A 26,529-nucleotide genomic window follows, 5' to 3' on the forward strand; every position below is an offset into this window, starting at 1 on the left:
CGCTGGAGGCGGGCGGCCGGCATCCGGACTACTGGCTCTTCCTGAGCGAACTGGCGGCGGCCCGGGACACCGCGGCCCGCACGATCGTGCGGGAGGGGCCCTCGTGCCGCCTCGACGGTCCCTGTCCGACTCCCGAGGTGTGGGGAGAGCCGAAGGGGTCGGCTTAGTACCAGTGGTGACCCTGCCAGAAGGCCCAGGCGGCGTTCGGGCTGCCGTAGCGGGTGTTCATGTAGTCCAGCGCCCACTTGATCTGGGTGGCCGGGTTGGTCTTCCAGTCCGCGCCCGCCGAGGCCATCTTCGAGGCCGGCAGGGCCTGGCCCAGGCCGTAGGAGCCCGAGCTCGGGTTGGTCGCCGTCACGTTCCAGCCCGACTCGTGGGAGATGATCTGGCTGAACGAGGCCAGCTGGTCCGCCGGGACGATCTGCGCGGCGATGGCCTGCGGGGAGGCGGTCGCGGCGTTGGCGGCGGCGGGGACCACGGCGGCACCCAGGGCGGTCAGACCGGCGGCACCGGCGAGGATCGCGGCAGACGTACGCATACGGAGCTTGAAAGCGGGCATGAAGAGCAAGACCTCAATCGGGTTGGGCCGACGTCACTCCCCGCCCGGGACCGCGGCCGGACAGGGGCCGAACGGTCGCGGGGAGTGAGTCGGCGCTTGGCCGCATCCGGCAGGACAGGAGCCGGTGTGGCCGACGACGAATGCCAAGGTGCCAGACCGGAGCGGCGCCCTCCAAGGCCCCCTCGCTACGATCCGCGGTCGTAGCCGGAAGACCGGCACCGGATCGAGGGCCGGGCCGACCGGAGCGCGCCGACCCCTCCCGGTCTGCGCAAACGCCGTACGGCGTCGACGCGAAACCGGGCGGAACGGACACCACTACCTGCCGTCGTGCCTGGCATTCGCGTGTGAGCGCACTCACCGCCCGGCCCCCGGCGACGTCACCGACCGGACCCACGACCACCACGCTGAGTCGACACCCGACAGCCGTCATTGAGACCGCCGCCACACCCCCGCCTGGGCGGGCCGGGCACTGGCGCCGTCCGACCCCGTCCCCACCGTGGCCACACGGAGGAACCGCGGGGGCACCGCGGGGGCACCGGCGGTCGGGACCGCGGCCGCTGCCGCCGGCGCACCGGGGCGGCGGGACTCGGAGAGGGCTCGACGACCGTCCGACTGGGAGGCGTCCGGCAAAGCGGTCAGCGTCGCGGTCGCGGAAGCGGACCATCACCCACGGATCCGGCGGAACATCCTGCGCAGGCGGACCGCATGCACGTCGAAGGCGTCACCCGCCGCACCCCACGACCCCACCGGCATCCCGCGGGGGCCGGTCGGGACCGCGCCCGGCCGGCGCCCGCGGCCGTTGCCCGTCCCGGCGAAGCGGCCGGGAGCGCTCCCCGTACGGTCGATCCCGCACTGACGGCCCGACCGGTCAGGTCCCGTTCTCGTGCGCAGCCCGGCCGGAGAACCGGTCAGGCGCCGGGGCGTCAGTTCGCGTCCGGTGGACCGGACTTCGTGGTTCGGCCGTGGGCGAGGGGCCCTTGAGGTGGCCGTGGGCGAGGACACTGCAGGTCTTCCGGGCCCGTTCCGGTGTGGGCGGTGGGGCCGGGGCGGTGTTCACCGGTGAAACGTCGTGCCGACCGCGCTTCTGGGGGTGTGGACGGCCATGGCGACGTCGGCGGGTCTTCCCTCGTGCAGGTGCTCGTCGGGTGCCGGTTGGTTCGGCCGTCCGCCGACCGATGCCCGGCGCCGGATCCGCCGGCAGTCGGCCTCCGCGGCCTTCGCGGTGCCCGGCCCTGCGCCGGGTGTCAGCGGTCTCGACCACGAACCGTCACCGTGCGGCCGGTGGAGCGGGCGCAGCGCCGGGCCGGACTTGCCCTGACCTCACAGCTGCTGCCATTACTCAGAGTTGCCAAGGGGCGCCGGCTTCCGGTATTCCTATCCGGCCACCCCCGTCCCCCTTAAGGATTGACGTGTCCATACCTCCCAATGAGGCCCCCCAGCAGCCCTACGGCGCGCCGCAGCAGCCGTACGGCTACCCGGCCCCGGTCCAGCAGCCCACCGGCTCGAACGGTTTCGCGATCGCCGGCCTGGTCCTGGCCTTCCTCTGCTCCCCGCTCGGCCTCATCTTCAGCATCATCGGCCTCGTCAAGTCGAAGAGCGCCGGCAAGGGCAAGGCCCCGGCGATCATCGGCCTCATCGTCTCGCTGCTCTCGATGGCGGTGGGCATCACGGTCTTCGTGCTGATCGGTTCGAAGGTGGTCAAGGCCATCGACCCCGGGTGCACCAGCGCCACCAGCACGGTGACCACCTACTCGGACAAGATCTCCGCCGACGCCGACAACCCGGACGCGCTGAAGGCCGACCTCAAGAACGCGACCGACCAGCTGAACGCCGCCGCGGCCAAGGCCGGCAACGCCGACGCCAAGAACGCGATCAGCGCGCTGGCCGGCGACTACCAGCAGATGTACACCGCGGTCAGCACCGGCACCGCGCCGAGCGCCAACCTGCAGTCCAAGATCGATACCGACGCCAACAAGGTCGACTCCGCCTGCGGCCACATCGGCAGCTGACCCCCCTGAGGATCAGCACGCGGGCCGCATGATTGCGGCGCCTGCCGCCGGTTGACCTCCCGTCGACACCCGGCGCACCTTCCCCTCCCGGGCAACGTGCGCCGGGCCGAGGTGGGTCCCCCTGGTACGCCCCGGGGAGCGGAGCAGAGGCCCGACCCCACCTCTCCCCCTCCCCCTCCTCGACACGCCGCACCCGGAGGCCCTCTCAACACGTCGGTCCCCCTGGCGACACCCCCGGCCTGTCGGTGCATCCGGCTGCCGGGATTCAGCTGCCCTCCAGCGCCTCCACCAGCTGCGGCAGGTTGCCGCCGGCCGCGGCGAGGGCCAGGTGGTCGTGGAAGTCCCGGCTGTGCACGATCAGGCCGTCGCGGACCCGCAGCACCTGGATGTTGGAGGCCCCGAAGGTCCGCCCGGTCTCCCGGTGACGCACCTGGTAGTCCCACTCGTTGACGATCACCTCCGGATCGTCGGTTTCCCGGATCACCACGTTCACCGGGGTCAGCTCCACGGGGACGCTCGTGGCGAGTTCCTTGAACCGCTCCTCGATGACCGACCGCCCCACGAACCGGCGCGGTCCGACCGGCGCGAACACGATCTCCACCACCGCGTCCTCGGCGTAGAGGCCCGCGAGCTCCGCGAACCGCCCCTCGCCGATACCGTCGAGCAGCTTCGTGAAAACCTCACGAGGCGACAGCGCTTCGGACATGATCAACCCCCAGCGGAATCTGCCGCTAGAATCGGACTAGCGACTCCGTTTCGACGATACGGACTGGCTACTCCGTTTGTCCAGTGCGGCTTCGCCGCCGACAGGAATGGGTGGGAGAGATGAGCGGCGCCCAGGAACGCCCGCTGCGGGCGGACGCGGCCCGCAACCGGGCCAAGCTGCTGGACACCGCCACGCAGGTGTTCACCGCCCACGGCGTCGGCGTGCCGACCGAGGAGATCGCCCGGGCCGCCGGGGTCGGGGTCGGCACGCTCTTCCGTCACTTCCCGACCAAGGAAGCGCTGCTGGAAGCCGTCATGGTGCGCAGGCTGGAGGCGATCGCCGCCCAGGCCGCGCAACTGCCCGCCGAGTCCGCTCCCGCCGAGGCGTTCTTCGACTGCTTCCGCCTGGTGGTCGAACAGTCCGCGGGCAAGAACGAGTTCGCCCAGGCGCTCGCTGCGGCCGGTGTGGACGCGCACGCGGCCCTGCAGGAGTCCAGCTCGACGATCCGGGCGCGGCTCGCCGAGCTGCTGACCGGGGCACAGCGGGCCGGGGCGGTCCGCCCGGAGCTGGGCCTGCCGGAGGTCATCGCCCTGCTGGTCGGTACGACCACGGCCATGGAGCACCTCGGGAAGGACGCGGCCGGCCGGGAACGGGTCTTCGCGGTGGTCCTCGACGGGCTGCGGCCACGCTGACCGGCCCGTCGGGCGTCCTCGCCTCCTGCACGACGGTGAACCCGGCCCGGCCCGACGGCGGGCCGGCACACCGGCGGCGCGGGCCGCTGGGCTCTGGGGGTTCAGCGAGGGCGGCTGGGTGGCCGGCCAGGGCCACCGGGTGGACGACCCGCTGCCCCGGCAGGACCGCCGCAGCCAGGCCCTGGCCGCGGTCCCCGCCCCGGAGGGGTCGGCGGCGCAGGCGGCCGCCTTCCTGCTGATGGCCCTGGCCTTCGCCGGGTACCTGCTGTCGGGTCCGGTCCGGCGGCTGCGCCGACGGCCCGCCGCACCGGGCGCCGGGGCCGCGCGCTGGCTCGCGGGCAGCGGCCTGGCCGCCACGCTCGGGTTCCTCGGCTACTTCCTCTTCGTGACGACGGCACTCGCCACCGGGCCGCAGCTCGGCGGCCGTCCGCTGGTCTGGTCGGTCCTGCAACTGCTGGCCGTCTGCACGGTGGTGGCCACCGGTGTGACGGCGGTGCGGGCGTGGCGCGGCCGGGGTGCGGTCCCGGCCGGTGCGCATGTGCGGATCGGCGCACTGCTGGTGGCGGGCGCGGTGTTCGTGCCGTGGGCGCTCTTCCGGGGCCTGCTGCTGCCGTGACCGGACGGGCCGAAGGGCCGGCGGTTCGCCGACCGGCTGGGCATCACCGCCGCGTCCACCTCCGCCCACACCAACGCGCTGCGCGCCGCCGGAGCCATCACCACCCGGCGACACGGCCGCGAGGTCCACCACGCCCTCACCCCGCTCGGCCACGACCTCCTCCTGAACAACCCGCAGCAGCAGGTGACCTGACGTGAGGTCAGGGTACCTGCGGCTCAGCCTCCGGAGGTGATCCAGATCTGGTCGCCGTGCCGGCCGCAGTCGTACTGGATCAGCCATGCGCCGTTGTCGTGCGCGTCCCCGGCGACGGTCAGGCACTTGTCGCTGCGGAGGTTGACCCACTCCTGACTGTTGTCGGTGATCAGGACGGGGTGCCACAGTTCGTTGTCGGACGAGCTGCTGCAGCCCCACTCGATGATCGCGGCACCGTTGTCGCGGCTGGCATGGTCGACGTTCATGCACAGACGCGTCGCCGTGTTCTTGAGCAGGTAGTAGGCCTTGCCCTTGACGGTGCGCACCTTCTGCCTGATCCACAGCTCGTTGGACTGGCTCACGCAGTCCCACTGGTCGACGTGCGTCCCCCAGCGCGTCGAGGCCCCGGGGGCGTCGGCGCAGAGCTGGGAGCTGGAGTTCACCAGCCACTCGCCCGTGTCGCCGGCGGCGGACGCCGTGCCCGTTGCGCCGATGGACGCTGCGGCCGTCAGCAGTGCGGCGCACAGCGGTGCGAGCAGCTTCCCACGGGCCGACGGCCTCTTCCGCTTGATGTCCTGCACGGTTGTTCCCCTCGTGTTCGCGTCCACGCCGGATCGAGCGGCGGCCACCGACGGCGGCACCGACCACGCTGGCCTGCGACGGCTCTGACGGGAAGGCCCGGGCCCGAGGTGGAGACGCCCGGGAAATTCCCAGCACTGTGAACTGGGCCGTGGGACGCCGCCGGGCGTCGACGGAGACGAGCGCCGGAGCGGGAGCACCATGCCCTCCTCGGCCGCGATCACCTCACCCGGAAGGTTCTCCGGGTGCGGCCGCCGGGGCCGGACGTGACGGCGACGGCCGAGACGACGGGGACCGCCGGCGAGAGGACGACCGTCAACCACGCCACGAGGCCCGAGGGGACGCCGGCTGCCTCGGCTCCCCAGACCGCCGTGAAGACGAGTACCAGCCAGGCCGTCGCGGTCAGCAGCGCCCAGGCCGCGCGGGCGGTCCACCGCTCGACCGGGTCGGCCGCACGGAAGTTGGTGCGCGTCATCGTCCACATCCGGGTCACGTTCGCCATCGGAGCATCCTGCCGCGGCGGCACGCTCCGGCGCCGGGGAGAGAAGGGACGGCCCGGAGCGGGCCTGCGTCAGGCCCGGCGCAGGGCGGGCCCCAGGTCCGTCGGTGCGGGCCGGTAGCCCAGGTGGGTGCGGGCGGCCGTGAGGTCGAGGGTGCGTTCGTGGGCCAGGTGACGGACGGCGTAGACGGTCAGACGGGGGCGACGGGCGGATCCGGTGGTCCGGGCCAGGAGTTCGGCTGTGCGGGCCAGGGGGAGGGCGAGGGCGAGCGGGAGGTGGACGGGTGCGGCCGGGAGGCCGTGGGCGGTGAGGACCTGGCGCAGCACGTCGTCCAGCACGACCGGGTCGCGGTCGGTGATGTTGAAGGTGCCGGATGCACGGCCCCCGGCGGCGAGCAGGCAGGCGTCGACGAGGTTCGCCACGCTGGTCAGGCTCAGCCGCTGCCTGCCGTCGCCGATCGCGAACAGTCTCGGCCCGTACGGGGTTCGGCGCACCGCCTGGAGGACGCGCGGCAGCAGTGTGGTGTCCCCGGGGCCGTAGACGGCGTGCGGGCGCAGGATCACCGCGTCGGGGCGGGCCCGGCGCACCCGCTCCTCCGCCAGCGCCTTGGAGCGCCCGTAGGCGTCGGTGTGACGGACCGTGGCGGCCTCGTCCTCACGGGCCATGACGGTCGGCCGGCGCGGGTCGTAGACGCTCGCGGTCGACACGTGCACGAAACGCGCGGCCTCGGGGAACGCGGCCAGCACTCCCCCGGTGGTCAGCACGTTGCCGCGGTGGAAGGCCTCGGGGCGGGCCCAGTCGGTGGCCAGGCCCGCGCAGTGGATCACCGTGTCGGGGCGGGTGAACGGGGCGGGGAGGTCCGGGCGGGCGGTGGGGTCCGCCAGGTCCCAGGGGAGGTAGGGCGCGCCGCCGATCAGGTCGGCGGGGACGGTGGGGCGGCGTCCCAGCGCCAGCACCTGGTGCCCGGCGGCCCGTGCCGCGCGGCACAGGGCGCTGCCGACGAAGCCGCTGGCCCCGGTGACGACGGTGATCACGGCGCCTCCTTCATGACCAGCTCGCGCAGTCGTCCGCGGTCGGGCTTCTCGGTCCGTCCCCGCCGGGGGATCGCCGGGAGGCAGTGGATCCGGTCCGGCAGTGCCGCGTGGTCGATCGTGCGGGGCAGCCGGCGTTGCAGGGAGCGCAGGAGTTCGGCTTCCGGGAGCGAGCCGTCCGGGCACACGGCCAGCACCACCGCCTCGTCGGCGGTGTGCGGGTCGGGGACGCCCACGATGACGGCTTCGGCGATGCCCGGGAGGGCGGCGATCGCGGGTTCGTACAGGCCCGGGTAGAGGTTGAAGGAGCCGCGGATGAGCATGTCCTTGGTCCGGCCGAGCAGCACGATCCGGCCTTCGGCGTCGATCCGGGCCCGGTCGCCGGTGTTGAGCTCGTCGATCGGTCCGTCGCCGAGGTAGCCGATCGCCAGGTGGGCGCCGCGCAGCAGGAGTTCGCCCTCGTCGTTGAGGCGCGCGGTGACTCCGGGCAGGGGGTGGCCGGCCAGGTCGCCGTGGGGTGCGTGGTGGAGCTTCTCCTCTCCCCCGGTCACGGCGATCGGCAGCATCTCGGTCGCGCCGTAGATCACCGCGACCCGGGCCGAGGGGAGCGCCTCGCGCAGGCGGCGCAGGATCGGGGGCGGCACGGGGGCGGCGCCGAGCAGCACCGTGCCCAGGGTGTGGGGGAGGTGGCCGGCGTCGAGCAGGCGGGCCAGGGAGGCCGGGGTGGCGAAGGTGTGGGTGGCCCCGCGGCGCCGCAGGTCCCGCAGGAACCGCTTGGGCCGCACGGGCAGGGGCGCCGTCGACCAGGTGGCGCCGGCGGCGAGGAAGGCGAAGGCGATCATCAGCTGTTCGGAGTGCACGACCACCGGGGCGGGGGCGGCGGTCAGGCCCAGGCTTTCGCCGAGCAGGTCGGCGCCGGCGAGCAGCGTGGCCTGGCTGTGCACCACCGCGCGGGGGCGGGCGGTGGTGCCGGAGGTGAACACGACCAGGGCCGGGCGGTCCGGGTCCCCCGCGGGGGCGGAGGCGGTGTCCGCAGGGGTGTGCGCCAGGGTGGCGGCGGGGATCGCGTCCGGGGGCAGGCCCGGCAGGCGCGGGCCGGTGTGGAGCAGGCGCAGGGTCGGGTCGGCGAACGCGGGCAGGTTCAGGCCGAGGCGGCGCAGCAGGGTGCGTCCCGTGGTGCGGGCGGCGAGCGCGCAGAGCCAGGATTCGGCGGCCAGCCAGCGCGGCGCGGCGAGGCGTTCGGTGACGAGTCGTCCGCGCGCGGCGTCGAGTTCGGCGCCCGCGCCGGGATCGGCCACCACGACGGCGGCGCCCACCGTCATGACGGCCAGGCCGAGCACCAGGGCGTCCCGGCCGGGGCGGACCGCGAACATCACGGTGTCGCCGGCGGACATGCCCGCGGCGCGCAGTCCGCTCGCGGTGGCGGCGACGTGCCGGGCGAGTTGGGCGTAGGTGAGTGTGCCGTGCGCGTCGAGCAGGGCGGCCGCGTCGGGTGTGCGGCGCGCGTGGTCCGCGATCCGGGCGGCCAGTCCGGTGCCTGCGGTGTTCGGCGTGCCGTTCAAGAGGTGGTCGGCTCCGTTCTCGTCCGGTCTGTGCGCCGTCGGGGAGCGGTCGCCCGGGCGGCCGACACCTCCAGGCGCGCGTAGGTCGGGATCAGCACCCGCCGCTTGGCCCGTCGCCGCACGATGGTCTCGGCCCCCGCCGTCAGGAGTGCCTGCAGCAGCACCCGTATCTCGGCCAGTGCGAGCGGTGCGCCGATGCAGTAGTGCGGTCCGGCCCCGAACCACAGGCGCTTGGGATCGTGCGCCGGCCGTCGGCCCAGTGCCGCGGCCCGGTCGAACGGCCCGGCGGCCAGGTCGCACCGGGCGGTGGCGATGACCACCCGGTCCCCCTCGCGCACCGCCGTCGTTCCGAGGCGGCCCGGCCGTGCGGCCCGGCGCAGCATCGCCGGGCTCGGGGTGATCACCCGCATCGCCTCGTCGATCGCGGCGTCGAGCGCCGCGCCGCCCCTCTCCAGGTCGGCCCGCAGGGCGGGCAGGAGCCCGGAGTCGTGCCAGAGCGCGAAGACCCGGGGCACGGTCGTCGCCACGGTTTCCGTCCCGGTGAGCAGGAACGCCGCCGACAGCCCGAGCGCCTGTTCCCGGTCGAGTCCGTGGGCGCGCAGCCGTCCCATCATCGAGCCCGGCTCCCCGCGGTCGTACGCCTCGCCGGCCGCCGAGGTCAGGTCGGCCAAGACGGCTTTGGCTCTGGTGACTTGACGTGGAGTCAGTTCCTTGGTGCGGAGCCCGACCATCCGTACGACGCGCTCGCCGCGCTCGAACACCTCCGCGCCCGCGGCGTCGGCCACTCCCAGCAGTTCGCCGATCACCGTGCCGGCGGCGGTCCTGGTCAGGGCGACCAGGTCCACCGCACCGCCCGCGCCCAGCCGGTCGGTGGCCTCGCGCAGCACCGGCGCGAGGACGCGGGTGCACAGCTCCGTGGCCTGGGCCCGGGTGAACAGGCCGGCCAGTGCGGCCCGCAGCCTCCGGTGCTCCTCGCCCTCCATGTTCAGGAGTACGGCCGGGCCCAGGACGGGTGTCCACAGTGCGCCCGAGGAGCCGGGGCCGTCCTTGCGGAACCCCTCGTGATCGAGCAGCACCTGCCGGGCCAGCCCGGGGTCGCCGACCACGATCCCGATCCCCGGTACCCGCACGGCGGGGCCCCGCCGGGTGACGGCTGTGATGAACGGGTACGCCAGCGGGTGGGCGGCCAGCTGCACCCGTCGTTCCCAGAGGTGTTCGGGGCGCTTCACCGGATGTCGACCACGTCGGGGCGGTAGCGGTGGTCCGCGTACCAGGCCAGTGTGTTGCGCAGGCCGAACGCGCGCAGGCGCCGTACCGAGCCGTGGACCCGCATGCCCGGGACCCGGCCGTAGGCGCTGGTGAGTTCGCGCACCCGGTTCACCAGGGCGCGGTCCTCGTGCACCTCCTCGATCGCGGTGCGCGGGAAGCCGCCGCAGCGCTCGTAGAGGTCGGCGGTGATGGCCAGGTTGCAGCCGGGGCACATCAGGTACGGGCCGAGGTAGCGCGGGTCGCGGTTTCCGGGCCGGAACCTGCCGAACCGGGCCGCCAGCTCGACCACCGCCGGCAGCAGCCGGCTCTCCCACAGCTTGAGCCGGAACTCGTCGGTGCGCGGCAGGAGTTGACCGGTGACCAGTTCCAGTCCGCCGGCCAGGCCGCGGCGCACGGCGGCCGTCCAGCCGGGTACCGGGAGGCAGTCGGCGTCGGTGCGGGCCAGGTACCGGGCGCCGGCGTCGATCGCGAACCGCATCCCGGTGTCGGCGGCCGCGCCGGTGCCCTTGCGCGCCTCGGTGATCAGGTGCAGCGGGAAGTCCGCGGTGCGCGCGAACTCCCGGACCACTTCGGCGGTCCGGTCGGTCGAGGTGTTGTCCACCACCACGCACTCGAAGTCCGCGTCGGTCTGGGCCGCGAGCGCGCGCAGCGTGGCCGGCAGCGAGGCCTCCTCGTTGTAGGCCGGCACGACCACCCACAGGTCGGTCACTGGTGTTCCCTCACAATCGAGCCCGCGGTCGGGCTCACGGTCGGGCTCGTCACGGTCGAGCCCGCGGTCGGGCTCGTCATCGGGCTCACGGTCGGGCTCACAGCTGCGCGAAGACGACGCCGAGCGAGACCCCGCCGGCCAGGCCGATCAGCGCCACCCGGTCGCCGGGCCCGCAGCGGCCCTGCTCCAGGGCCCGGGCGAGCTGGAACGGCAGCGAGGCCGAGGCGAGGTTGCCGTGCTCGGGCAGCACCGGCACCAGCGGACCCGCGGTCAGGCCGGTCCTGCGCAGGAAGGCGTCCAGCAGGGGGACGGTCACCTGGTGCACCGCCACCACCGCGAAGTCCGCCCAGGTCAGGCCGTGTTCGGCCAGCGACCGGTGGATCAGCTCGGGGCCGAGCGCCTCGAAGGCCGCGTGCAGCCGCGCGCCGTCCATCCGGAAGTAGCCCGCCTCCGGGTCCCGCGGGTGCGCGGTGCCGCCGCCGGGCAGGGTGCCGACCTCCCAGGCCGAGGAGTCCGCGGTGAAGGCCCGGTGGAAGATCCCGTCCGGTGCCGTTCCCGCTTCCAGCAGCACGGCGGCGCCGCTGTCGGACAGGGTGTAGCCGGGGAACGACTCGGCGAACTGGCCCCGGTCCCGGACGGACCAGCGGACCGCCCGCGACGGCAGCTCCCCGGTGCAGACCAGGACCCTGCCGTACTGCCGGCCGGCGATCAGCGCCTCGGCGACCTGGATCCCGTTGAGCACGCTGTTGCAGGCGTTCTTCACGTCGAACACCGGGCAGCGCGCCCCGATCTTCGACGCCAGGATGTGGGCGGTGGCGGGCTCGACCATGTCCTGCGATGCGCTGGCGAAGATCAGCAGGTCGAGGTCCCGCGCGTCGAGGCCGGCGTCGGCCAGCAGCTTCCGGGCGGCCGCCGCGGCCAGGTCGGAGGCCTGCCAGTCGTCGGGGGCGACGTGCCGCGCGGCGATTCCGGTGACCGCCTCGATCAGCCCGGGGCGTGGCCGGTAGGGGCCGCTGTCGGCGATCCGCTGCTCCACCTCGCGCGAGGTGAGCGATTCCTCCGGCAGGTGCACCGCCACCGCGGCGATCGCCGCGCGCACCCCGCCGCCTTGCCCGACCAACTGTCCGCTGCCCTCCGACACGTGCTCAAGCCTCCCCCGAGCCGCCCGATCATACGATGATCCCGGACGTGACCTGGCACGGTACGGTTCCCCGCACGGACATCCGAGACGGCAGCGGGGGCGGGGCGGCGATGGGCGCGACGACGGCACGACGGCACGAGAGCAGACTGCTGTGGGCCAGCCGGCCCGCCCTGTGGACACTGACCCGGATCACCATGTCCCGGCCTTTCGGACCGATCCGGCGGGTACCGCGACTGGGCTGGGTGGCGAGCGACCCCACCCTGATCCGGGCCGTGCTCAACGACCACCAGCACTTCACCCTGCTCGGCGAGGGCGGCGTGGGCCACCTGTGGGAGCAGGTCCTCGGACCGTACGTCACCCGCCTCTTCGACGGTGCCGGCCACGCGGACCTGCGCCGGCGCGCCCGGGACCTGTTCACCGAGGAGAACTCCGCCGCCCTGGTCGAACGGGCCGCCGGGCCGGTCTACGCCGACGTCACGGCGCGCCTGGCCGCCGGGGACCGGGTCGACGTGGCCGCGGCCGCCCGGCTCGTCGTCGGCCGCCTGATGGCCGACCTGCTCGGCCTCGGGCTCCCGCCGGACAGCCCCGACTCCGCGTACCTGGACACCTTCGCCGCCGGCGAGCGGCTGGCCGCGCTCGCACTCGACACGGCCGCCTCGACCGAGCTGCCGCCCGAGCGGATCGAAGCGGCGAAGGACATCGTCGCGTCACTGACCAGCGGCGTCCCGGCGGCCTACGCCGGCGCCGAACCCGACACCCTGCTCGGCCGCTGCCGCGAGGCCGGGATCACGCTGGAAGAGGCCGGCGGCCTCGCCTCGCTGCTGCTCGTCGCGGGCACCGAGACCGCCGCCAGCGCGATGGCCCGCACGGTCGCGCTGATCCACGACACCGGGCAGCAGGAACCGCTGCTCGCCGACCCCGGGCTGGTCGGCGACGCGGTCCGCGAGGGACTGCGCGTCACCACACCCGCGCCGGTGATCGGACGGCACGTCAGCGCGGACGTCACCGTGGCCGGCCGCCGACTGCGCAGGGACGAGCGGATCCTCCTCGTCACCTACGCCGCCGACAACCTGGCCGGCGGCTTCGACCTGGCACGCCCGTACGACCCGCGCTCGCGCCAGCTCTGGTTCGGCGCCGGCCGGCACCTGTGCCTCGGCGCGCCCGTCGCACGCGCCGAGATCGCCCGGATGGTCACGGCGGTCTGCGCGCCGGGGCGCCCCTACCGGATCGTCTCGCGCAGCTACGCCCGGAAGGTGATGATCCCCTCCTACGCCTCGCTCGTCGTCGAACTCGACCGCTGACGAACGAACGGCCGGGCAGCCGGTTCGTCGTGGGTCAGCCGTAGTGGGCGAACACCCGGTCCCTCTCCGTCTCCCAACTCCAGCCCGGTTCGTCCCCGCGCCGGAACGGCGCCGTCTTGGCGAGCACCTCGAACTGTCCGGACGGCCGCCGGCTCTGCTTGTTCACCACGATCGCGGTCAGCATGACCGGGACGCCCCTGTCGGCCTCGACCCGGCACGCGGCCTCCAGGAGGTTGCTCATCAGCGTGCCCCGGGGCGGGACCGAGAAGCCCGCGTCCCGCAACGACTCGCTCAGCGCGCCGTAGTAGCCGGTGCGGCCTTCGGCCGCCCAGCCCTTGACGATCTCGACCATGCTGTCCCGGGCCGCGTACCAGGCGTCGGATCCGTGCTTCAGCCGGGGGAATTGAGTGTCGGTCATCCCGGAATGGCAGCACAGGATCGGCACTCGGCGGAAGGGCTCCGGCCGAGGGCGGGCGGAAGGGCAGGGGGGCTGGTCCTGTGGGGCGTGGTGGCCGATGATCGGGGCATGCGTTCACGGGAGCAGCAGGATGCCGAGACCCGTCCCGACCGGACCGCGCCCGCCGCGGCGCGTCCGGCCGACGCCGCCGTCGGTGCGGCCGTGTCCCGCAGAGCGCGCGTGTCCCCGGGGACGGCGGGGACGGTCGGGCCGGCCGGGTCCGGCGGCCGGGCGCCCGCGGGCCGGTTGCTCGCGATGCAGCGTGCGGTCGGCAACGCCGCCGTCGGCCGGGCGCTGGAGCGGCAGGCGGGGCACCGCACGCACGGTCCGTCCGGTGGTCACGACGAGTGCGCGCCGGTGCAGCGCTCGTCCGTGCCGGACGTGCTGCGCACCGCCGGGCGGCCGCTGGACGGGACGGTCCGTGCGGAGATGGAGGCGCGGCTGGACGCCGACTTCTCCGACGTGCGGCTGCACACCGGGCCGGCCGCCCAGCGCTCGGCGGCCGAGGTGGGGGCCCGCGCCTACACCTCCGGCAGCCACGTCGTCATCGGCGCCGGCGGTGCGGACCGGCACACCCTGGCCCACGAGCTGACGCACGTCATCCAGCAGCGCCAGGGGCCGGTCGCGGGTACCGACAACGGCTCGGGGCTCAGCGTCTCGGACCCCTCCGACCACTTCGAGCGCGCGGCGGAGGCCAACGCCCGCCGCGCCCTGGCCGCCCCCGTGCCCGCGGCCGCCGAGGCGGCGCCCGTGCAGCGGGCGGCCCGCGCCCACGCCCACACCGGCGGGAAGAGCGTCGTCCAGCGCCTCGGCGACGGCCAGGCGCCCTTCGACCACGCCCAGTACTACGCGAAGACGGGCTGGCAGGCGGCGGCCGAGGAGTTCGAGCAGCGGCTGGGCGCGTACGCCTTCAGGCATCCGAGAGCGCTCGCCGCCGCGCGCAAGACCGTGGACCGGCTCAAGCAACTGCTCATCGCCTACGCCCGCCTGGAGCACAAGGACACGGCGCTCGCCAACAAGTCGTTCTTCAAGGACGACCGGACGAGCGCCGGGCAGGTGGGCGAGGGGATGACCACCGACCAGATCAAGGACTTCTTCTCCCGGGACGGCAACGTCCGCGAACTGGTCACGGCCGTCTACAACGCCGCCTATTACAACAAGGGGGCGGAGCTCTCGCTCAAGGACGTCCTCAACGGAATCATCGGGCCCAGGCCGCAGCTCGCGGCGACGCTCGGCATGAGCGAGGAGGACCTGAAGAAGCACTCCGCATTCCTCAACGGCTGGTCCCGGCCGCCGCTGTGGGCAGCGGCGAGCCTCGCGGGCAAGGGCTACAACTACGAGAAGGACCCGTACGCGCTGGGCAATCTGCTGTGGCAGTCGGACCCCGAGACCTTCGCCGGCGACACCCTGGAGATGATCGACAGCCAGGGGCCGCGCAAGGAGCGCAGCGAGGCCGACAAGGAGGCCAACCGCAAGACCCCGCGCGACTACGCGGACCGCGGCGCCCCGCTCAGCGCGCGGGAACTGGCGTTCGCCGGCAAGCCCGGCCCGGACGACAAGCTGCCCTGGAACGAGGGCGCCGCCTACTGGGAGATCCAGCAGAACGAGTCCTGGCCGAAGGCGAACGCCGCGCGCGGCATCCCGGTCGTCGCCGGCATGTCCGGGACCACGACCCGGATGCTCAAGACCTTCCAGTGGATCAATGTGCCAGGGGTGGACGTCTTCGACTACCGGATGGCCCTGATGGGCTGGATGCTGCCGTCCTGGGACCACTCGCTCTACGAGATCCTCCGCGGCTCCTGGGCGGCCGGGGTCAAGGGACCCGGCGAGTCCGCGCTCCAGGCGGGCAAGGGCGCGGCACTGATGTACCAGCACATCGCGCCCTTCACGGAGGAGGAACTGCGGCAGAACGTCTGCGTCGACGGGCAGTTCCCGCACGAGCTGATGTACCTCGCCGAGGCCGACAGGCCGCGCACGGCCGACCCGGCGGCGAGCGGCTTCATGGAGCCCGGCCGGCCCGCGGCCGCCCGAGTACCGGGCCAGTACCGCGCCTTCGTGGCGGGCGACACCGCGCCCACCCCGCGCATCGCCCAGTGGAAGGCGGACAACGCCGACGCCTCCACCGAGGCCGTCGCCAAGAGGTTCAAGCCCGCCCACGCGACCGCGCTGATGGCGTACACCGGCGGCGCGCACCAGATGATCAACTCGGTGGTGCGCAGCCGGCTGCTGCCCGAGGGGTACGCGCCGTACGGGACCGTCGGCGCGGCCACCGCCGGTGCCGAGGCCGTCTCCCTGCGGCAGATCAAGGGCCAACTCAGGTGGGCGGCCCAGAACAGCCACAACCAGGAGGCGGTGCCCACCCTGGACCAGGACCCGGTGATCGGGCCGCAGCTCGCGGCCGCGCGGGGCACGGACCCGGTCGCCAAGAAGGCGGCGATGGCCGTCATCGAGGCGCGGATCGAGGTCCTCGCGCCGGTGCTCTTCGAGGAGCTCAAGGCGCACGCCGACATGACGATGGAGGCGCTGAACCGGCTGCCTCCCGTCACCGGCACCGTCTTCCGCGGCGACTGGAACGTCGGCGGGGACGAGTCGCCCTACCGGCTCGGCAAGCAGGCCGCGCTGAACTACCGGCCGGGCTCCGTCTTCACGAGCTCCTTCGACAGCACCAGCAGGAAGGAGTCCGTGGGGCTGGACTTCATGCGCGGGCAGAAGGTCTCCGGCACGGCGACGCACCGGATCCTCCTGGAGCTGACGCTCACCGGGAAGTACGGCCGCGACATCGACCCGTTCCACCAGTACCAGGGCACCGAGGCGGAGGTCCTGCTCATGCCGGGGGCGACGTTCCGGGTGGACAGGAGCGAGTGGCGCCGGGACCCGGACCACGACCCGGCGAACGGTGGCAGCGACTGGTACGAGCACGTCCAGGCGACGGAGGTGTGAGGGCGGGCGCGGGCGCCGCCGAGGCCGGCCGGTCCGACGGCGTGGGCGCCGGAGTAGCTCGTACTCACACGGAACACCGCGCTCGAACGCCCCTGTCGACACCCGGTTCGCCGACTCTCGAGCGTGCGCAGGGCCGCCCGGAGCGCGTCGCACTGGTGGGCCGGCGGCGTCAGCTTCACCTGCACCACGACCTTCACGGGCCCGACCTTACTCTCGCCACGCTCCGCCATCGCCGGCACGGTCAACACGTCTCTTGACCCTCACCTAACGGAAGGCCCTACGGTCCAGAGTCATGAAGATCGTTGTTCACGACACAGCGGCTGCCATGATCGACCTCCTGCAACGCCCGGTGGAGGAACGGCCCGGCGCCCTACAGGAAATCTACAGCCCGCTCCAGAGCGTGATGTCCAAGGTGATGGGCGATGTGGATCTGGTCCGAATGCACCAGCAACTGGGCAGTGGTTTCCGGATCGACCGTGAGGATCCACGGTACCTGCCAGCCGTGCGTCAGATGCAGGATGCCGAGGTGTGGAACGGGATCGAGGACTCCCTTGCCGCCGCGTGGGAGCGAATCAGCCACGCGGTGCCCGGCGTGAAACACGCCGAGACCGTGCACGTCGTGGTGGTGCTCGGCAACCCCGACGATCACCACCTGACGGTCCGCAGTGCCGGCTTTCTCGGTTCGGGCGGGTTCCCGGGCGCGGTCCAGCTGACGATCTGGCCCACCGACACCAGCCTGACGAAGATCGGCCCGGCCGCCGCACACGAGCTCCATCACAACGTGCGCTACGCGAACGTGGTCTGGAACCCGATGACCGTGACCGTCGGCGAACAGGTCGTCGCCGAGGGACTGGCCGAGGCGTTCGTGCGGGAGCTGGCCGGTGAGCAGGCTATGGGCCCGTGGACGAAGGCGCTGACCGGCGCCGAACTGGACAGCGCCTACGAGAAGATCACCGCTGGGATCGACCTGGTCGGGATGCAGAACCTGCCCGCCTACGTCTTCGGCGACGCCACCGCGCAGCGCATGGGGCAGCAGCCCGTGGGGCTGCCGGACTTCGCCGGGTACTCGGCCGGACTTCGGATCGTGGATGCCCACCTGGCAGCCTCCGGTCTGACCGCTGCCCAGAGCGTCGCCCTGTCGGCCCGCGAGATCCTCGTCAACGCGGGCGTGCCGACCGGCGCGTAGCCACCCCGTGGCAAGCCGCGCCCGGAAGGGCACAGGTCCGACCCTGCGCGGCCACGGGGCCGGACGCCGCACAGACCCCGGCCCGGAGCGGCGCCTGGGTGTCAGCTACCGCGCGGGGCGCGTCAGACGGCCTTCTTGACCTCGTCCATGCCAGGAGACCCTAGGGACGGCACTGAGGTTGTGTCAATTGGCATAACAGAAAATCGGCAGCACCGGGCGGCCGGTGCGCAGGCGCGGGAGGCCGCCGTCCCGTCGTGGGGCGGCGGCCTCCCGTGGCTTCGGGTCCGCGTGGGAGCGCAGGGGCTCAGCGCATGGAGACCGCGTCCACGTAGACGGAGGACTGGCCGTTCGCCCCTGCGGCCGGGACGAAGTCGACGCCGAGTTCGCAGACCCTGGTGAGGTCGGGGAGGCCGGCCAGGTTGAAGTACAGCCGGGTGCCGCCGGCGTCGACCGGGTAGGTGCCGCTGTCGTACCAGTCGCAGCCGGCGCCGGCCTTCACGTACAGCTTGGCCTTGGTGCCCGCGGCCTGGTTGCCCCAGGGGGCGGTGCGGGCGGTCGCGGTGAGGGTGAGGTTGCCGGTCAGGTCGGCCGGGGTGGCGTAGCGGCGCAGCAGGAAGGCCTCGCCGCTCCCCAGTTGGACGTCGGCCTTGAGGGAGCGGGTGCCCTGGGCGGCCCACTCGGTGACCGGCCAGGGGCCGTTCAGGGTCTGCCAGGCGCCCCAGCCGTCGAGTCCGGTCTCGAAGTCGCCGTGGGTGCTCGCCGGAGTGGTGGCGGTCAGGTTGTCGATGTACACCGAGCTCTGGCCGGAGGCGCCCGGCGCGGGGGCGAAGCGGACCCCGATCTCCTCGACGTCGGCGAGGTCGGCCACGCCCGCGAGCGGCATGGTCAGCACGGCGCCGTCCGGGCCGACCACGGTGGATCCGCTGTCGTACCAGGTCCTGCCGGCGCCGGTGCGCAGGTAGAGCTTGGCGGTCGTGCCGGCGGCCTGGTTGCCCCAGGGGGCGGTGCGGGCGTCGACGGAGAGCGTGCTGTAGGCGCTGAGGTCCTGGCGTGCGACCTTGTTGAGGTAGGTCTCCGGCCGGATCAGGTCGACATCGGCCTTGAGGGAGTGACCCTGCTGGGAGGCCCACTCGTTCACCGTCCAGGGCCCGTTCAGGGTCTGCCAGCCGCCCCAGCCGTCCGGGCCGTTCTCGAAGCCCTCCAGCACGGTGCCCGGTGCCGGCGGGCGCGGCGGCCCGGCCGGGTCGGTCGTGGCGGACAGGTCGATCCCTCCCAGGTTGAGCGTCCACCGGTCGTTCATCAGTGCCGGGGCACCGAGCTGCACCGTGGGGCTCCACTTGTCGTTCCAGGCCAGGAAGTAGGTGGTGGCCGGGAACCGGGTGCGGATCGCGTCGGCCCAGCGGGCGTAGTCGTAGCCGGCGGGGGCGGGCACGTGGGTGGCGGGGTCGTTCGGCGGGCCGATCTCGGCGAAGGCGAACGGCTTGTGCAGCGCGGTCAGTTCGCCGTACCCCTGGGCGGCGGCCGGGTCGGCCGGGTAGCAGTCGAGGCCGACGACGTCGGTGTAGGCGTCGCCGGGGTAGTACGCGGCACGGTCGCCGGCGCCGCAGAGCGGGGAGTAGACCCAGAGCAGGTTGTGCAGGCCCTTGGCCTGGGTGAGGTAGCGGTAGGTGTACTGCCAGGCGGAGATGTAGGCGGCCCGGTCCTGGCCGCTCCACCAGAAGGCGCCCGCGCCGGAGGTGTTCATCTCGTGAAACGGGCGGAACAGGACGGGGACGCCGGCGCCGTTCAGGTCGGCGAGGCCGGTGGCGATCTTGTCGAGGGTCTGCTGCCAGGCGGCGCCGACGGTGGTGGTCGGGTCGGTGAGCTGCTGGAAGCCGTCCAGGTGGGTGTAGAGGCCTTGGATGCCCGGCCGGGCGGGGTTCGGCGCGTGGACGCTGACGGAGACCAGGCCGCCCCTGGCCGACCAGTTCTTCAGGTCGGCGTTGCAGGAGGAGTCGATGGTCGAGCTGCCGTTCGAGCCGTAGTCGCAGGCGATCAGCCCGGGGTACCGGCCGGTCTGGGCCTTCAGGTCCTCGGTCTGGTCGAGCGAGAAGGCGGAACCGCTGTAGCCGGCGAACAGGCCGGAGACCACCCGGTTGCCGGCCCGGCCCGGCAGGTGCGACAGCCAGTCGAGCAGCCGGCCGGTGGCCGCGGTGGCCTGGGGATCGGATGGGACGACGGTGGCCGTGGCGGCTGCGGTGGCGGCCGGGGCCGCCGGGGCCGCCGGGGCCGCCGGGGCCGCCGGGGCCGCCGGGGCCGCCGCGACCAGGGGAGCCAGGAGGAGCGCCGATATCAGAGCGGCACGAGCTTTCTGAAGCATGATCAGACCGTAACGTGCCCCCGGCTTCCGCGGCCGCCGCGCCGGGTGTGCGCACCTTCGGCACCCCTGCGCCGGTAGCCAACGCCCGCTTGCCCCATGGTGGTTGATGCATGCCCGCCTGCCGCCGGAGTCCCCGCCGGGCATGAGCATCGACGTGGGCTCGTCCGTCACGTTCTTGAAGACGCGCAGGCCACCGACCGGCACGTACAGGAAGTCACCGGTGCGGCCCGTCACCCACGTCTCGCCATCAAGTGACGGGACCGTGCCCTGGTGCGGGCACGGTCCCGGTGTGCCGGTTGGTCAGGAGGCGTTCAGCGTGGTGTCGTCGACGACGAAGCTGGTCTGGTCGGCGGAGGAGTTCTCCGTGCCGGTGAACGTCAGCGTGACGCTCCTTCCGGCGTAGGCGGACAGGTCGAGGGTCCGCTGCGTGTAGCCGCTGGCGGCGTCGAGGTTCGAGTAGGTGGCCAGGGTGGTGCCGTTGACGGCGACGGTGAGCGTGTCGTCGGCCGTGCCCGTGGTCTTGGCCGTGTCGATGTGGAGCCAGAAGCCGAACGCGGCCCTGCAGCCGGCCGGGACGGTGACGCCCTGGCTGAGCGTGTCGGTGTGCGAGGAGCCGTAGCCGTCCAGCCAGGCGTCCCAGCTGCCGCTGTGCGAGGGCTCGCTGGCCAGGTCGTTGTTGATCACGCCGGAGGTCGCGTTCCACGGCGCCGGGCTGTTGCCGTTCTCGAAGCCCGGATTGCCGAGCAACTGGCCGGGCGACGGGCAGCCGGTGCCGGCCGGGCTGACGGTCCAGGTGAACGAGGTGCTGCCGGACGGGCCGGTGGAGTCGGTGGCGGTGACGGTGACGGCGGAGCTGCCGGCCGTGGTCGGAGTGCCGCTGATCAGGCCGGTGGAGGCGTTGACCGACAGTCCGGCCGGCAGACCGGTGGCGGCGTAGCCCAGCGTGCCGCCGGCGGTGTCGGTGGCCCGGATCTGGAGGGAGGCGGGGGCGCCGACGGTGCCGGTCTGGTCGCCGGGCGCGGTGACGCTGACGGCGCCGGTGGTGGTGCCGGTGTTCCAGGCGTCGGTGATCGGTGTGGCCTGGGCGGCGGCACCGGCGTGCGGCAGGCCGTACATGTCCTCGATGGTGCGCAGCACGGTGAAGTGGTCGATCTGCTCGCTGTAGGTGCCCGGCTTGACCTGCTGCCCGTTGAAGAAGGTGGCGATCTGGTTGGGGCCGGCGCTGTCGTCCTCGTCGAAGGTGGTGATCAGCAGGCTGTTGTGGGTCTTGGCCCACTGGACGTAGGCGTCCAGGTTGTTCTTCAGCCAGGTGTCACCGGTGGAGATCGAGCAGTCGTGGATGTCGTCGCAGAGGTTGGGGATCACCCAGGAGACCGTGGGCAGTTGGGTGAAGTCGGTCGGGAAGCTGGTGAACGGCAGGCTGGCGGAGGCCGGCACGTTGGTGAAGTTGGTCCACGGGACGTGCTTGCGCGCGTACTTGCCCGAGGTGCAGACCGTCGAGCCGACCGAGGGCAGGCTTTCCGAGTAGCCCTTGAACGTCAGGCCCTTGGCGATGAGTTCGGCGCCCTCGTTGTCGGTGCTGAAGCTGTGCGGGCAGGAGTCGTCGGTGACCCCCTGGTTGGAGCCGGAGAACAGGTCCAGGTAGTTCGGCTGGCTGGGGTGCTCGATCGCGAAGGAGTTGGTGAAGTTCGCGCCGGTGTTGGCCAGTTGGTTGAAGTACGGGGCCTGTGGGTTCCCCACGATGGTGCTCTCCGAGGTGTTCTCGAAGAGCACCACCACGACGTGGTCGGGCCGCGGGACGGAGGCCGTGGCCGTGGCGGGCTGCACCGCGGCGGCGGCGCCGGTGGCGCTTGCGGGGGCGACGGCTCCGGTGGGCCCGCAGAGCAGGGCGACGGCGGCGGCGAGGCCGGTGGCGAGGCGTGACAGACGCACGGATTCTCCTCGGAGGGGCGGGTGATGGCCGTCACTGTCCCGCAGTTGATGATGCCCACACAAGAGTTGCGCCGGCGAAGGCCGGATGAACGGCAGGTCGCTCGCGCCGCGCGGGGCCGCGCCGGCTCATGGGTTCAGGAGGCGGGGTTCGGGTACATCGTGACGAAGACCCGCGCGACGACGGCGTCGGTCAGGCACGCGTTGGCTCCCGGGCTTTCGACGATCTCTCCGGGGGGATCGGCGAGGCGGGGGCGGCCGGGGTCGTACCGGTCCGACGTGTCGCCCCAGGTAGTCGTTTCCGGCGGTGTTCTCCTGCCGAGGTCGAGGGTCACGTCGACTCGTGCGATGCCCGCCCCGCCCCGGCCGTTCATGCTGCCGTACCTCCCCCTGTTCAGATCGAACTCCGCCCAGACCAGGTCGCAGCCCGAGTTCCGGTTCGGGTTCGCCATCAGGTACACCCAGCCGAGGACCTGACCGTCGGGTGCCGTCACCGTCTGGTTCGTCCCCGAGAACCCCTTGGCGCCGGAACGGCAGGCGTCCCCGATCGTTACGCCGAGATGATCCGGGTGGTTGGGCACGAAGTCGGGAATCCGCGCCAGGCCGGTTCCCCCGTGCCGGATGTCCGGCCACTTCTGGGGCGGGGCGGGACGTGCCGCCAGGAGGAGCCCCGCGAGGACGGCGAGCGACAGGAGCGTGCTCGCGATCATCACCGTCCTGGGTCGGGGACCAGTGCGTCTGCTCTCCGGATCCGGCCCGGGGTGGAGGTGTACGACATCGGCCTGGACCACCGTCCCGTGGATGGTGCCGCCCTCGATCCGGTTGGTGCTGCGGGCACCGGCCGCACCGGACGGAACGGCACGGTCGGGCTCGGGCCTCGCCGCACGCTCCGAACCCGGCGACCGACCGCTCCGCCGAATGGGAGCGTCCGGTCCGCCGGTGTCTTGTGCGTGCGCCATCCGGCCCCCGGGTCACGTGTCCGCCTGCGGCCATCATTGCCCACGCCGAACCGCTGCGGAGCCGCTTCCGAGAAGTCCGGCAATCGGCGCGCGGGAGTCCGCGACGGGGGAAGTCACAGGGTTCCCGGGGCTGTTACTGCAGGATGCCGACCGCTCGCGCCACCACCAGCACCACCGTGATCAGGGAGACCGCCGACTGCGTCATCATCAGCAGCTTCGCCCAGACCGACAGCGGCATGGTGTCCGTCGGGCTGAAGGCGCAGGCGTTGGTGAACGCCACGTACAGGTAGTCCGGGTAGGAGGGCTCCCAGCCCGGTTCCGCGATGCCCTCCTGCTGCATCTGCGGGAAGAGGAAGTCCGGGTACGCCTTCACCCCCTGGGCGCGGGCCGCCGGGCCGCCGCGGTCCCACTCCCAGTACCAGAGCGAGAAGGCGATGATGTTGGTCGCCCACACCGCACCGCCGGTGCCGAGCAGTGCCAGCGCGCCCGGTGAGCCGGAGGTGTGGATCAGGTCGCGCACCAGCTTCACCGCCGACCAGCCGTTGGCCAGGCTGATCACCGCCACCACGGCCAGGCTCATCAGCCGCAGCAGGCGCGACGCCTGGTCGATGCGCTTGTGCGGATTGAGGACCGCCAGGGCCACCAGCAGTGCCAGTTCCAGGGCCGGCAGCATCCAGTGCGGGTGGATGGTCAGGCGGTTCGGCAGGGCCAGCTGCAGGCCCACGGCGACCAGGATGGCCACCGAGACCGCCCAGCGCTGCTCACCGAGAGTGACCGAACGCCACGCCGGGCGCTGCGGCTTCTCGGGCTCCAGGAGCCGCTCGATCCGCTCCAGCCTGCGGTGCAGCGCCTCGGAAAGCTGCGCCGGGGCGTGGGATTCGTACTCGGTCATGGCGCACAGTGTGACAGGCGTCCCTCGCGCGATCGCAGGGGTGCCGGGGGCGGGGACGATAATGGCCGGGCCGCGGGCGGGCTGCGCCGGCGGCAGCGATCGACGGAGAGGCAGAGAAGCGGATGACCCTGGTGGAAGGCCTGCGCGTCAGGTTGGCCGAGGACCTCGCACTCGGTGAGGCGGTCGCCGGGGAGGCCGGGGCCGTCGTCGGGTTCCTCTCGCTGGGGGCCGGGATCGAGGGCACCGTCGAGCGGGTGGACGGCGAGCTCCCCGAGAGCCACGAGGTCCGCGAGTACCTGCGGCTCAAGGCGCTGTTCGAGGACTACGGGCACACCATGCCGGCCGCGAGCCGCGAGCGGCTGGAGGGCGAGATCGCCGCACTGGAGCCGCGGTGGGCCGCCCACCGGGAACAGGGGAAGCAGGTGACGGTCCGGGTCCGCCTGGACAACGGCCTCGTCCTCGACGGGGCGCACCAGGACGTCCTCGTCCCGCTGTGACTCCGGGCGTCCCCGGCGACGGTGGCGCCGGGGACGGGCCGGGTCAGTCGACGGTGACGGCCATCTTGCCGAGCGCGCCGCCCGTTTCCATGATCCGGTGGGCTTCGACGATCTCGTCGAAGCGGAACACCCGGACCGGCCGGGCCCGGAGGGCCCCCGACTCGACCTTGGCGTAGATCTCGTCCAGCGGGACGGCGGTGAGCGGGAATTCGGGGCTGCCCAGGACGAACGCACTGCCGAAGAAGCTGAGTTGCACGCCGGTGGGCAGGTCGGCGATCGGGTCGAAGTCGCACACCGGCTCGAAGCCGCCGAGGAAGCCGAGCTGGCAGACCCGCCCGCGCGGGCGGACCGCGGCCAGGGAGTCGCGCAGGACGCTGTTGCCGACGAGGTCGAACACCGCGTCGACCGGGGCCGTGCGGTGGTCGGTGCGCGCGGCCAGGTGTCCGTCGTCGATGAGGACGTCCTCGGCGCCGAGCTCCTTCAGGAGCGGCGCGTGCGCGGGGTTGCGGGTGGTCGCGAGCACCTTCGCGCCGTGGTCGACGGCGAGGTTGACGGCGGCCTGGCCGAGGGAGGAGGTCGCGCCGCGCACCAGGACGCGCTCGCCGGCCCGCAGGCCCAGGTTGCCGAACAGCCCGTACCACGCGGTCGCGTAGACCTCGGGGACGGCCGCGAGCTCGGCCCATCCCAGCGGGGAGTCCACCACGGCCACGTTGGCGGCCGGCACCGTGACCAGCTCGGCGTAGCTGCCGTTGCGGGTGCGGCCCATGCCGCCGAGGACCGCCACGACCCGGGTGCCCGGGGCGAGGCGGCCGGCGGGGTCGGACTCGATCACACCGGCGCACTCGATGCCGGGGACGGCGGCGACGTCGCCCCAGGCGCCCGCGCGCATGTAGGCCTCGGCGTGGTTGAGGCCGAACGCCTTGACGCGGATCAGTACCTCTCCCGGCGCGGGCACGGGGTCGGGCAGCTCGGTGAGGTGCAGGACCTCGGGGGCGCCATAGGTGGAGATGACGATGGCCTTCATGGGCGGATCCGTTCTTGAATAGTGATTCAACTATTGGCCCGAAAGACGGGGCCACCGCGTGCGGTGGCCCCGGGAGGTCGAGCCTCAGGGCGTCAGGACGACATCAGGACATCAGGGCATCAGACGAGGACGGCGAAGGCGTTGTCGACGATGGCGCGCAGCACCGTCCCGTCGGGGTTGGCCTTCCCCACGACCATCAGCCCCTGGCAGGTCGCGACCAGCACCTTGGCACTGCCGGCCGGGTCCACCGAGGCGCGCACCTCGTGCGCGGCGCGGGCGTTGCGAAGGGCGGCGGTCATGCAGTGTTCGAGGCGGGCGAGGTGCCCGCGGACGACGGCGGCGGCCTCGTCGTCCCCGGCGGCGTTCTCGATCGCCGTGTTCACCAGCAGGCACCCCTGCCGGCCCTCCGGGCTGAGCAGGTCCTGCACCAGGCCGTCGAAGTAGCCGCGGAGCGCGGCCAGCGAGGCGCCGGGCGCCGCCAGTTCGCCCAGCTTCTGGGGGACGACGAGCTCGGAATAGCGCTCCAGCGACTTCAGGAACAGTGCGTGCTTGCCGCCGGGGAAGACGCTGTAGAGGCTGCCGGGCTTCACTCCGGTCGCCTTGACCAGGTCCTCGACGGACGTGGCCCGGTAGCCGCGCAGCCAGAAGCACAGCATGGCCTGATCCACCACGGTGTCGGGCTCGAACTCGCGAGGTCTGGGCATGGCACGAACGTATCTGAATACTCGTTCAAGAACAAGGGCCGTCCACGGCGGGGAGGCGTTCGCCGGCCGGCTACGGCTCGGCCGGGGCGTTGTCGCCGCCGGTGCGGGCCGCGGCGCCGAACCGCCAGGCCTCGATGTCGCGGTAGCGGATCGGGCCGGGGCCGCCGCCGGTGTTGCTGCCGACCAGGTGGAGGCGCTCGGCCTGCCACGGCCGGCCCTCGAATCCGGCGAGGCCTGCCGCGGCCCGGGGCACGCTGGTGGGATCGTCTCGGCGCGCGCGTGCCAGGGTCAGGTGGGGGCGCAGCGGGCGGCTGCGGTACTCGATGCCGCAGGAGGCGACCAGGTCGCGGACGTCGGCGGCGAGCCGGTGCAGTCCGTCCAGGTCGCCGTCGATGCCGCTCCACAGCAGCCGTTCGTCGAAGTGGCCGCCGCCGCGCAGGGCCAGTTGCAGGGCGGGGTGGGAGGCCGCGCGGCCGGCGAGCAGCGGTTGCAGCAACGGCACTGCGGTGGACGGGAGTTCTCCGAGGAAGGCCAGGGTGATGTGCCAGTCCTCGATCCGGTTCCAGCGCAGCCGCGGGTACCTGGTGCAGGCGGGCTGCAGGGCCCGGGCCAGTTCGTCCTTGGCGTCGTCGGGCGGGGCCAGCGCGATGAAGACGCGCAGGGTCGAGGGCTCGGGGGAAACGTCCACGAGGGATTTCTAGCACCCCGCCGGCGGC

24 protein-coding genes and 1 pseudogene are annotated in these 26,529 nt (G+C 73.1%); 7 read left to right on the forward strand and 18 right to left on the reverse strand.

The window, feature by feature from the left end:
- Positions 1-163: 163 nt before the first annotated feature.
- A complete protein-coding gene (locus tag AB0C76_RS37090) occupies positions 164-538 on the reverse strand; it encodes a transglycosylase SLT domain-containing protein (RefSeq protein ID WP_359974206.1) in 375 nt (124 codons plus the stop codon).
- 1,430 nt (positions 539-1,968) lie between these two features.
- Here AB0C76_RS37090 and AB0C76_RS37095 point away from each other — a divergent pair.
- The gene (locus tag AB0C76_RS37095) at positions 1,969-2,568 is read left to right on the forward strand and encodes a hypothetical protein (RefSeq protein WP_359974208.1); all 600 of its coding nucleotides are present in this window, start codon (positions 1,969-1,971) and stop codon (positions 2,566-2,568) included.
- 265 nt (positions 2,569-2,833) lie between these two features.
- On the opposite strand, the gene AB0C76_RS37100 is transcribed toward AB0C76_RS37095, so the two are convergent.
- Positions 2,834-3,274: a nuclear transport factor 2 family protein gene (locus AB0C76_RS37100; RefSeq protein ID WP_359974209.1), complete on the reverse strand. Its 441-nt coding sequence runs from the start codon at positions 3,272-3,274 to the stop codon at positions 2,834-2,836.
- 119 nt (positions 3,275-3,393) lie between these two features.
- On the opposite strand from AB0C76_RS37100, the gene AB0C76_RS37105 reads away from it, so the two are divergent.
- Together AB0C76_RS37105 and AB0C76_RS37110 are read left to right on the forward strand one after the other, a co-directional pair.
- On the forward strand, positions 3,394-3,966 hold the full coding sequence (locus tag AB0C76_RS37105) for a helix-turn-helix domain-containing protein (protein ID WP_359974211.1): 573 nt from the start codon (positions 3,394-3,396) through the stop codon (positions 3,964-3,966).
- Positions 3,967-4,084: 118 nt separating this feature from the next.
- Complete coding sequence (locus tag AB0C76_RS37110; protein ID WP_359974213.1) at positions 4,085-4,582, forward strand: hypothetical protein; 498 nt, start codon at positions 4,085-4,087, stop codon at positions 4,580-4,582.
- Between the two features lie 215 nt (positions 4,583-4,797).
- On the opposite strand, the gene AB0C76_RS37115 is transcribed toward AB0C76_RS37110, so the two are convergent.
- The 7 genes from AB0C76_RS37115 to AB0C76_RS37145 form a co-directional block, all read right to left on the reverse strand.
- The gene (locus AB0C76_RS37115; RefSeq protein WP_359974215.1) at positions 4,798-5,355 is read right to left on the reverse strand and encodes an RICIN domain-containing protein; all 558 of its coding nucleotides are present in this window, start codon (positions 5,353-5,355) and stop codon (positions 4,798-4,800) included.
- Between the two features lie 218 nt (positions 5,356-5,573).
- On the reverse strand, positions 5,574-5,855 hold the full coding sequence (locus tag AB0C76_RS37120; RefSeq protein ID WP_359974217.1) for a hypothetical protein: 282 nt from the start codon (positions 5,853-5,855) through the stop codon (positions 5,574-5,576).
- Positions 5,856-5,924: 69 nt separating this feature from the next.
- Positions 5,925-6,887, reverse strand: a complete 963-nt coding sequence (locus AB0C76_RS37125; RefSeq protein WP_359974219.1) for an NAD(P)-dependent oxidoreductase — start codon at positions 6,885-6,887, stop codon at positions 5,925-5,927.
- Entirely contained in the window at positions 6,884-8,446 is a 1,563-nt protein-coding gene (locus AB0C76_RS37130; protein WP_359974220.1) for a class I adenylate-forming enzyme family protein, read from the reverse strand. The genes AB0C76_RS37125 and AB0C76_RS37130 overlap by 4 nt, the downstream gene beginning before the upstream one ends.
- Positions 8,443-9,675, reverse strand: a complete 1,233-nt coding sequence (locus AB0C76_RS37135) for a cytochrome P450 (protein ID WP_359974222.1) — start codon at positions 9,673-9,675, stop codon at positions 8,443-8,445. The genes AB0C76_RS37130 and AB0C76_RS37135 overlap by 4 nt, the downstream gene beginning before the upstream one ends.
- A complete protein-coding gene (locus tag AB0C76_RS37140) occupies positions 9,672-10,424 on the reverse strand; it encodes a glycosyltransferase family A protein (RefSeq protein ID WP_359974224.1) in 753 nt (250 codons plus the stop codon). The genes AB0C76_RS37135 and AB0C76_RS37140 overlap by 4 nt, the downstream gene beginning before the upstream one ends.
- Before the next feature lie 97 nt (positions 10,425-10,521).
- On the reverse strand, positions 10,522-11,565 hold the full coding sequence (locus AB0C76_RS37145; RefSeq protein WP_359974226.1) for a 3-oxoacyl-[acyl-carrier-protein] synthase III C-terminal domain-containing protein: 1,044 nt from the start codon (positions 11,563-11,565) through the stop codon (positions 10,522-10,524).
- A gap of 47 nt (positions 11,566-11,612) precedes the next feature.
- On the opposite strand from AB0C76_RS37145, the gene AB0C76_RS37150 reads away from it, so the two are divergent.
- Positions 11,613-12,866, forward strand: coding sequence for a cytochrome P450 (locus tag AB0C76_RS37150; protein ID WP_359974228.1), 1,254 nt, complete (start codon positions 11,613-11,615; stop codon positions 12,864-12,866).
- 34 nt (positions 12,867-12,900) lie between these two features.
- Here the strand turns inward: AB0C76_RS37150 and AB0C76_RS37155 are convergent, their stop codons facing one another.
- Positions 12,901-13,284, reverse strand: a complete 384-nt coding sequence (locus tag AB0C76_RS37155) for a hypothetical protein (RefSeq protein WP_359974230.1) — start codon at positions 13,282-13,284, stop codon at positions 12,901-12,903.
- Between the two features lie 294 nt (positions 13,285-13,578).
- On the opposite strand from AB0C76_RS37155, the gene AB0C76_RS37160 reads away from it, so the two are divergent.
- The gene (locus tag AB0C76_RS37160; protein ID WP_359974262.1) at positions 13,579-16,263 is read left to right on the forward strand and encodes a DUF4157 domain-containing protein; all 2,685 of its coding nucleotides are present in this window, start codon (positions 13,579-13,581) and stop codon (positions 16,261-16,263) included.
- A 292-nt stretch (positions 16,264-16,555) separates the two neighbouring features.
- Positions 16,556-17,449 (forward strand): DUF2268 domain-containing putative Zn-dependent protease, encoded by an 894-nt coding sequence (locus tag AB0C76_RS37165; RefSeq protein WP_359974232.1) that lies wholly within the window; start codon positions 16,556-16,558, stop codon positions 17,447-17,449.
- A gap of 304 nt (positions 17,450-17,753) precedes the next feature.
- On the opposite strand, the gene AB0C76_RS37170 is transcribed toward AB0C76_RS37165, so the two are convergent.
- From AB0C76_RS37170 to AB0C76_RS37190, 5 genes and pseudogenes are all read right to left on the reverse strand, one after another.
- On the reverse strand, positions 17,754-19,808 hold the full coding sequence (locus tag AB0C76_RS37170; protein WP_359974233.1) for a glycosyl hydrolase: 2,055 nt from the start codon (positions 19,806-19,808) through the stop codon (positions 17,754-17,756).
- 141 nt (positions 19,809-19,949) lie between these two features.
- A pseudogene (locus AB0C76_RS37175) lies at positions 19,950-20,057 on the reverse strand (cupin); the annotation flags it as partial.
- A 51-nt stretch (positions 20,058-20,108) separates the two neighbouring features.
- Positions 20,109-21,740, reverse strand: a complete 1,632-nt coding sequence (locus AB0C76_RS37180) for an alkaline phosphatase family protein (RefSeq protein WP_359974235.1) — start codon at positions 21,738-21,740, stop codon at positions 20,109-20,111.
- Positions 21,741-21,874: 134 nt separating this feature from the next.
- A complete protein-coding gene (locus tag AB0C76_RS37185; RefSeq protein ID WP_359974237.1) occupies positions 21,875-22,447 on the reverse strand; it encodes a hypothetical protein in 573 nt (190 codons plus the stop codon).
- Between the two features lie 382 nt (positions 22,448-22,829).
- Positions 22,830-23,588, reverse strand: coding sequence for a hypothetical protein (locus AB0C76_RS37190; RefSeq protein ID WP_359974239.1), 759 nt, complete (start codon positions 23,586-23,588; stop codon positions 22,830-22,832).
- 122 nt (positions 23,589-23,710) lie between these two features.
- Here AB0C76_RS37190 and AB0C76_RS37195 point away from each other — a divergent pair, with 122 nt between their 5' ends.
- A complete protein-coding gene (locus AB0C76_RS37195) occupies positions 23,711-24,085 on the forward strand; it encodes a hypothetical protein (protein ID WP_359974241.1) in 375 nt (124 codons plus the stop codon).
- 43 nt (positions 24,086-24,128) lie between these two features.
- On the opposite strand, the gene AB0C76_RS37200 is transcribed toward AB0C76_RS37195, so the two are convergent.
- The 3 genes from AB0C76_RS37200 to thpR form a co-directional block, all read right to left on the reverse strand.
- The gene (locus tag AB0C76_RS37200) at positions 24,129-25,109 is read right to left on the reverse strand and encodes a zinc-binding dehydrogenase (RefSeq protein WP_359974243.1); all 981 of its coding nucleotides are present in this window, start codon (positions 25,107-25,109) and stop codon (positions 24,129-24,131) included.
- A 119-nt stretch (positions 25,110-25,228) separates the two neighbouring features.
- Complete coding sequence (locus AB0C76_RS37205) at positions 25,229-25,813, reverse strand: TetR/AcrR family transcriptional regulator (RefSeq protein ID WP_359974245.1); 585 nt, start codon at positions 25,811-25,813, stop codon at positions 25,229-25,231.
- A 70-nt stretch (positions 25,814-25,883) separates the two neighbouring features.
- Positions 25,884-26,501: an RNA 2',3'-cyclic phosphodiesterase gene (gene thpR, locus AB0C76_RS37210; RefSeq protein WP_359974247.1), complete on the reverse strand. Its 618-nt coding sequence runs from the start codon at positions 26,499-26,501 to the stop codon at positions 25,884-25,886.
- Positions 26,502-26,529: the final 28 nt, after the last annotated feature.

This window comes from Kitasatospora sp. NPDC048722, from assembly GCF_040650235.1.
Lineage (GTDB): Bacteria > Actinomycetota > Actinomycetes > Streptomycetales > Streptomycetaceae > Kitasatospora.

What these genes read in the sequence shown, in the direction of transcription:
- AB0C76_RS37090 (WP_359974206.1), bottom strand. Translation starts at nt 538, where the DNA reads ATGCGTACGTCTGCCGCGATCCTCGCCGGTGCCGCCGGTCTGACCGCC.
- AB0C76_RS37100 (WP_359974209.1), bottom strand. Translation starts at nt 3,274, where the DNA reads ATGTCCGAAGCGCTGTCGCCTCGTGAGGTTTTCACGAAGCTGCTCGAC.
- AB0C76_RS37105 (WP_359974211.1), top strand. Translation starts at nt 3,394, where the DNA reads ATGAGCGGCGCCCAGGAACGCCCGCTGCGGGCGGACGCGGCCCGCAAC.
- AB0C76_RS37120 (WP_359974217.1), bottom strand. Translation starts at nt 5,855, where the DNA reads ATGGCGAACGTGACCCGGATGTGGACGATGACGCGCACCAACTTCCGT.
- AB0C76_RS37155 (WP_359974230.1), bottom strand. Translation starts at nt 13,284, where the DNA reads ATGACCGACACTCAATTCCCCCGGCTGAAGCACGGATCCGACGCCTGG.
- AB0C76_RS37160 (WP_359974262.1), top strand. Translation starts at nt 13,579, where the DNA reads ATGCAGCGTGCGGTCGGCAACGCCGCCGTCGGCCGGGCGCTGGAGCGG.
- AB0C76_RS37165 (WP_359974232.1), top strand. Translation starts at nt 16,556, where the DNA reads ATGAAGATCGTTGTTCACGACACAGCGGCTGCCATGATCGACCTCCTG.
- AB0C76_RS37170 (WP_359974233.1), bottom strand. Translation starts at nt 19,808, where the DNA reads ATGCTTCAGAAAGCTCGTGCCGCTCTGATATCGGCGCTCCTCCTGGCT.
- AB0C76_RS37185 (WP_359974237.1), bottom strand. Translation starts at nt 22,447, where the DNA reads ATGATCGCGAGCACGCTCCTGTCGCTCGCCGTCCTCGCGGGGCTCCTC.
- AB0C76_RS37190 (WP_359974239.1), bottom strand. Translation starts at nt 23,588, where the DNA reads ATGACCGAGTACGAATCCCACGCCCCGGCGCAGCTTTCCGAGGCGCTG.
- AB0C76_RS37195 (WP_359974241.1), top strand. Translation starts at nt 23,711, where the DNA reads ATGACCCTGGTGGAAGGCCTGCGCGTCAGGTTGGCCGAGGACCTCGCA.
- AB0C76_RS37200 (WP_359974243.1), bottom strand. Translation starts at nt 25,109, where the DNA reads ATGAAGGCCATCGTCATCTCCACCTATGGCGCCCCCGAGGTCCTGCAC.
- AB0C76_RS37205 (WP_359974245.1), bottom strand. Translation starts at nt 25,813, where the DNA reads ATGCCCAGACCTCGCGAGTTCGAGCCCGACACCGTGGTGGATCAGGCC.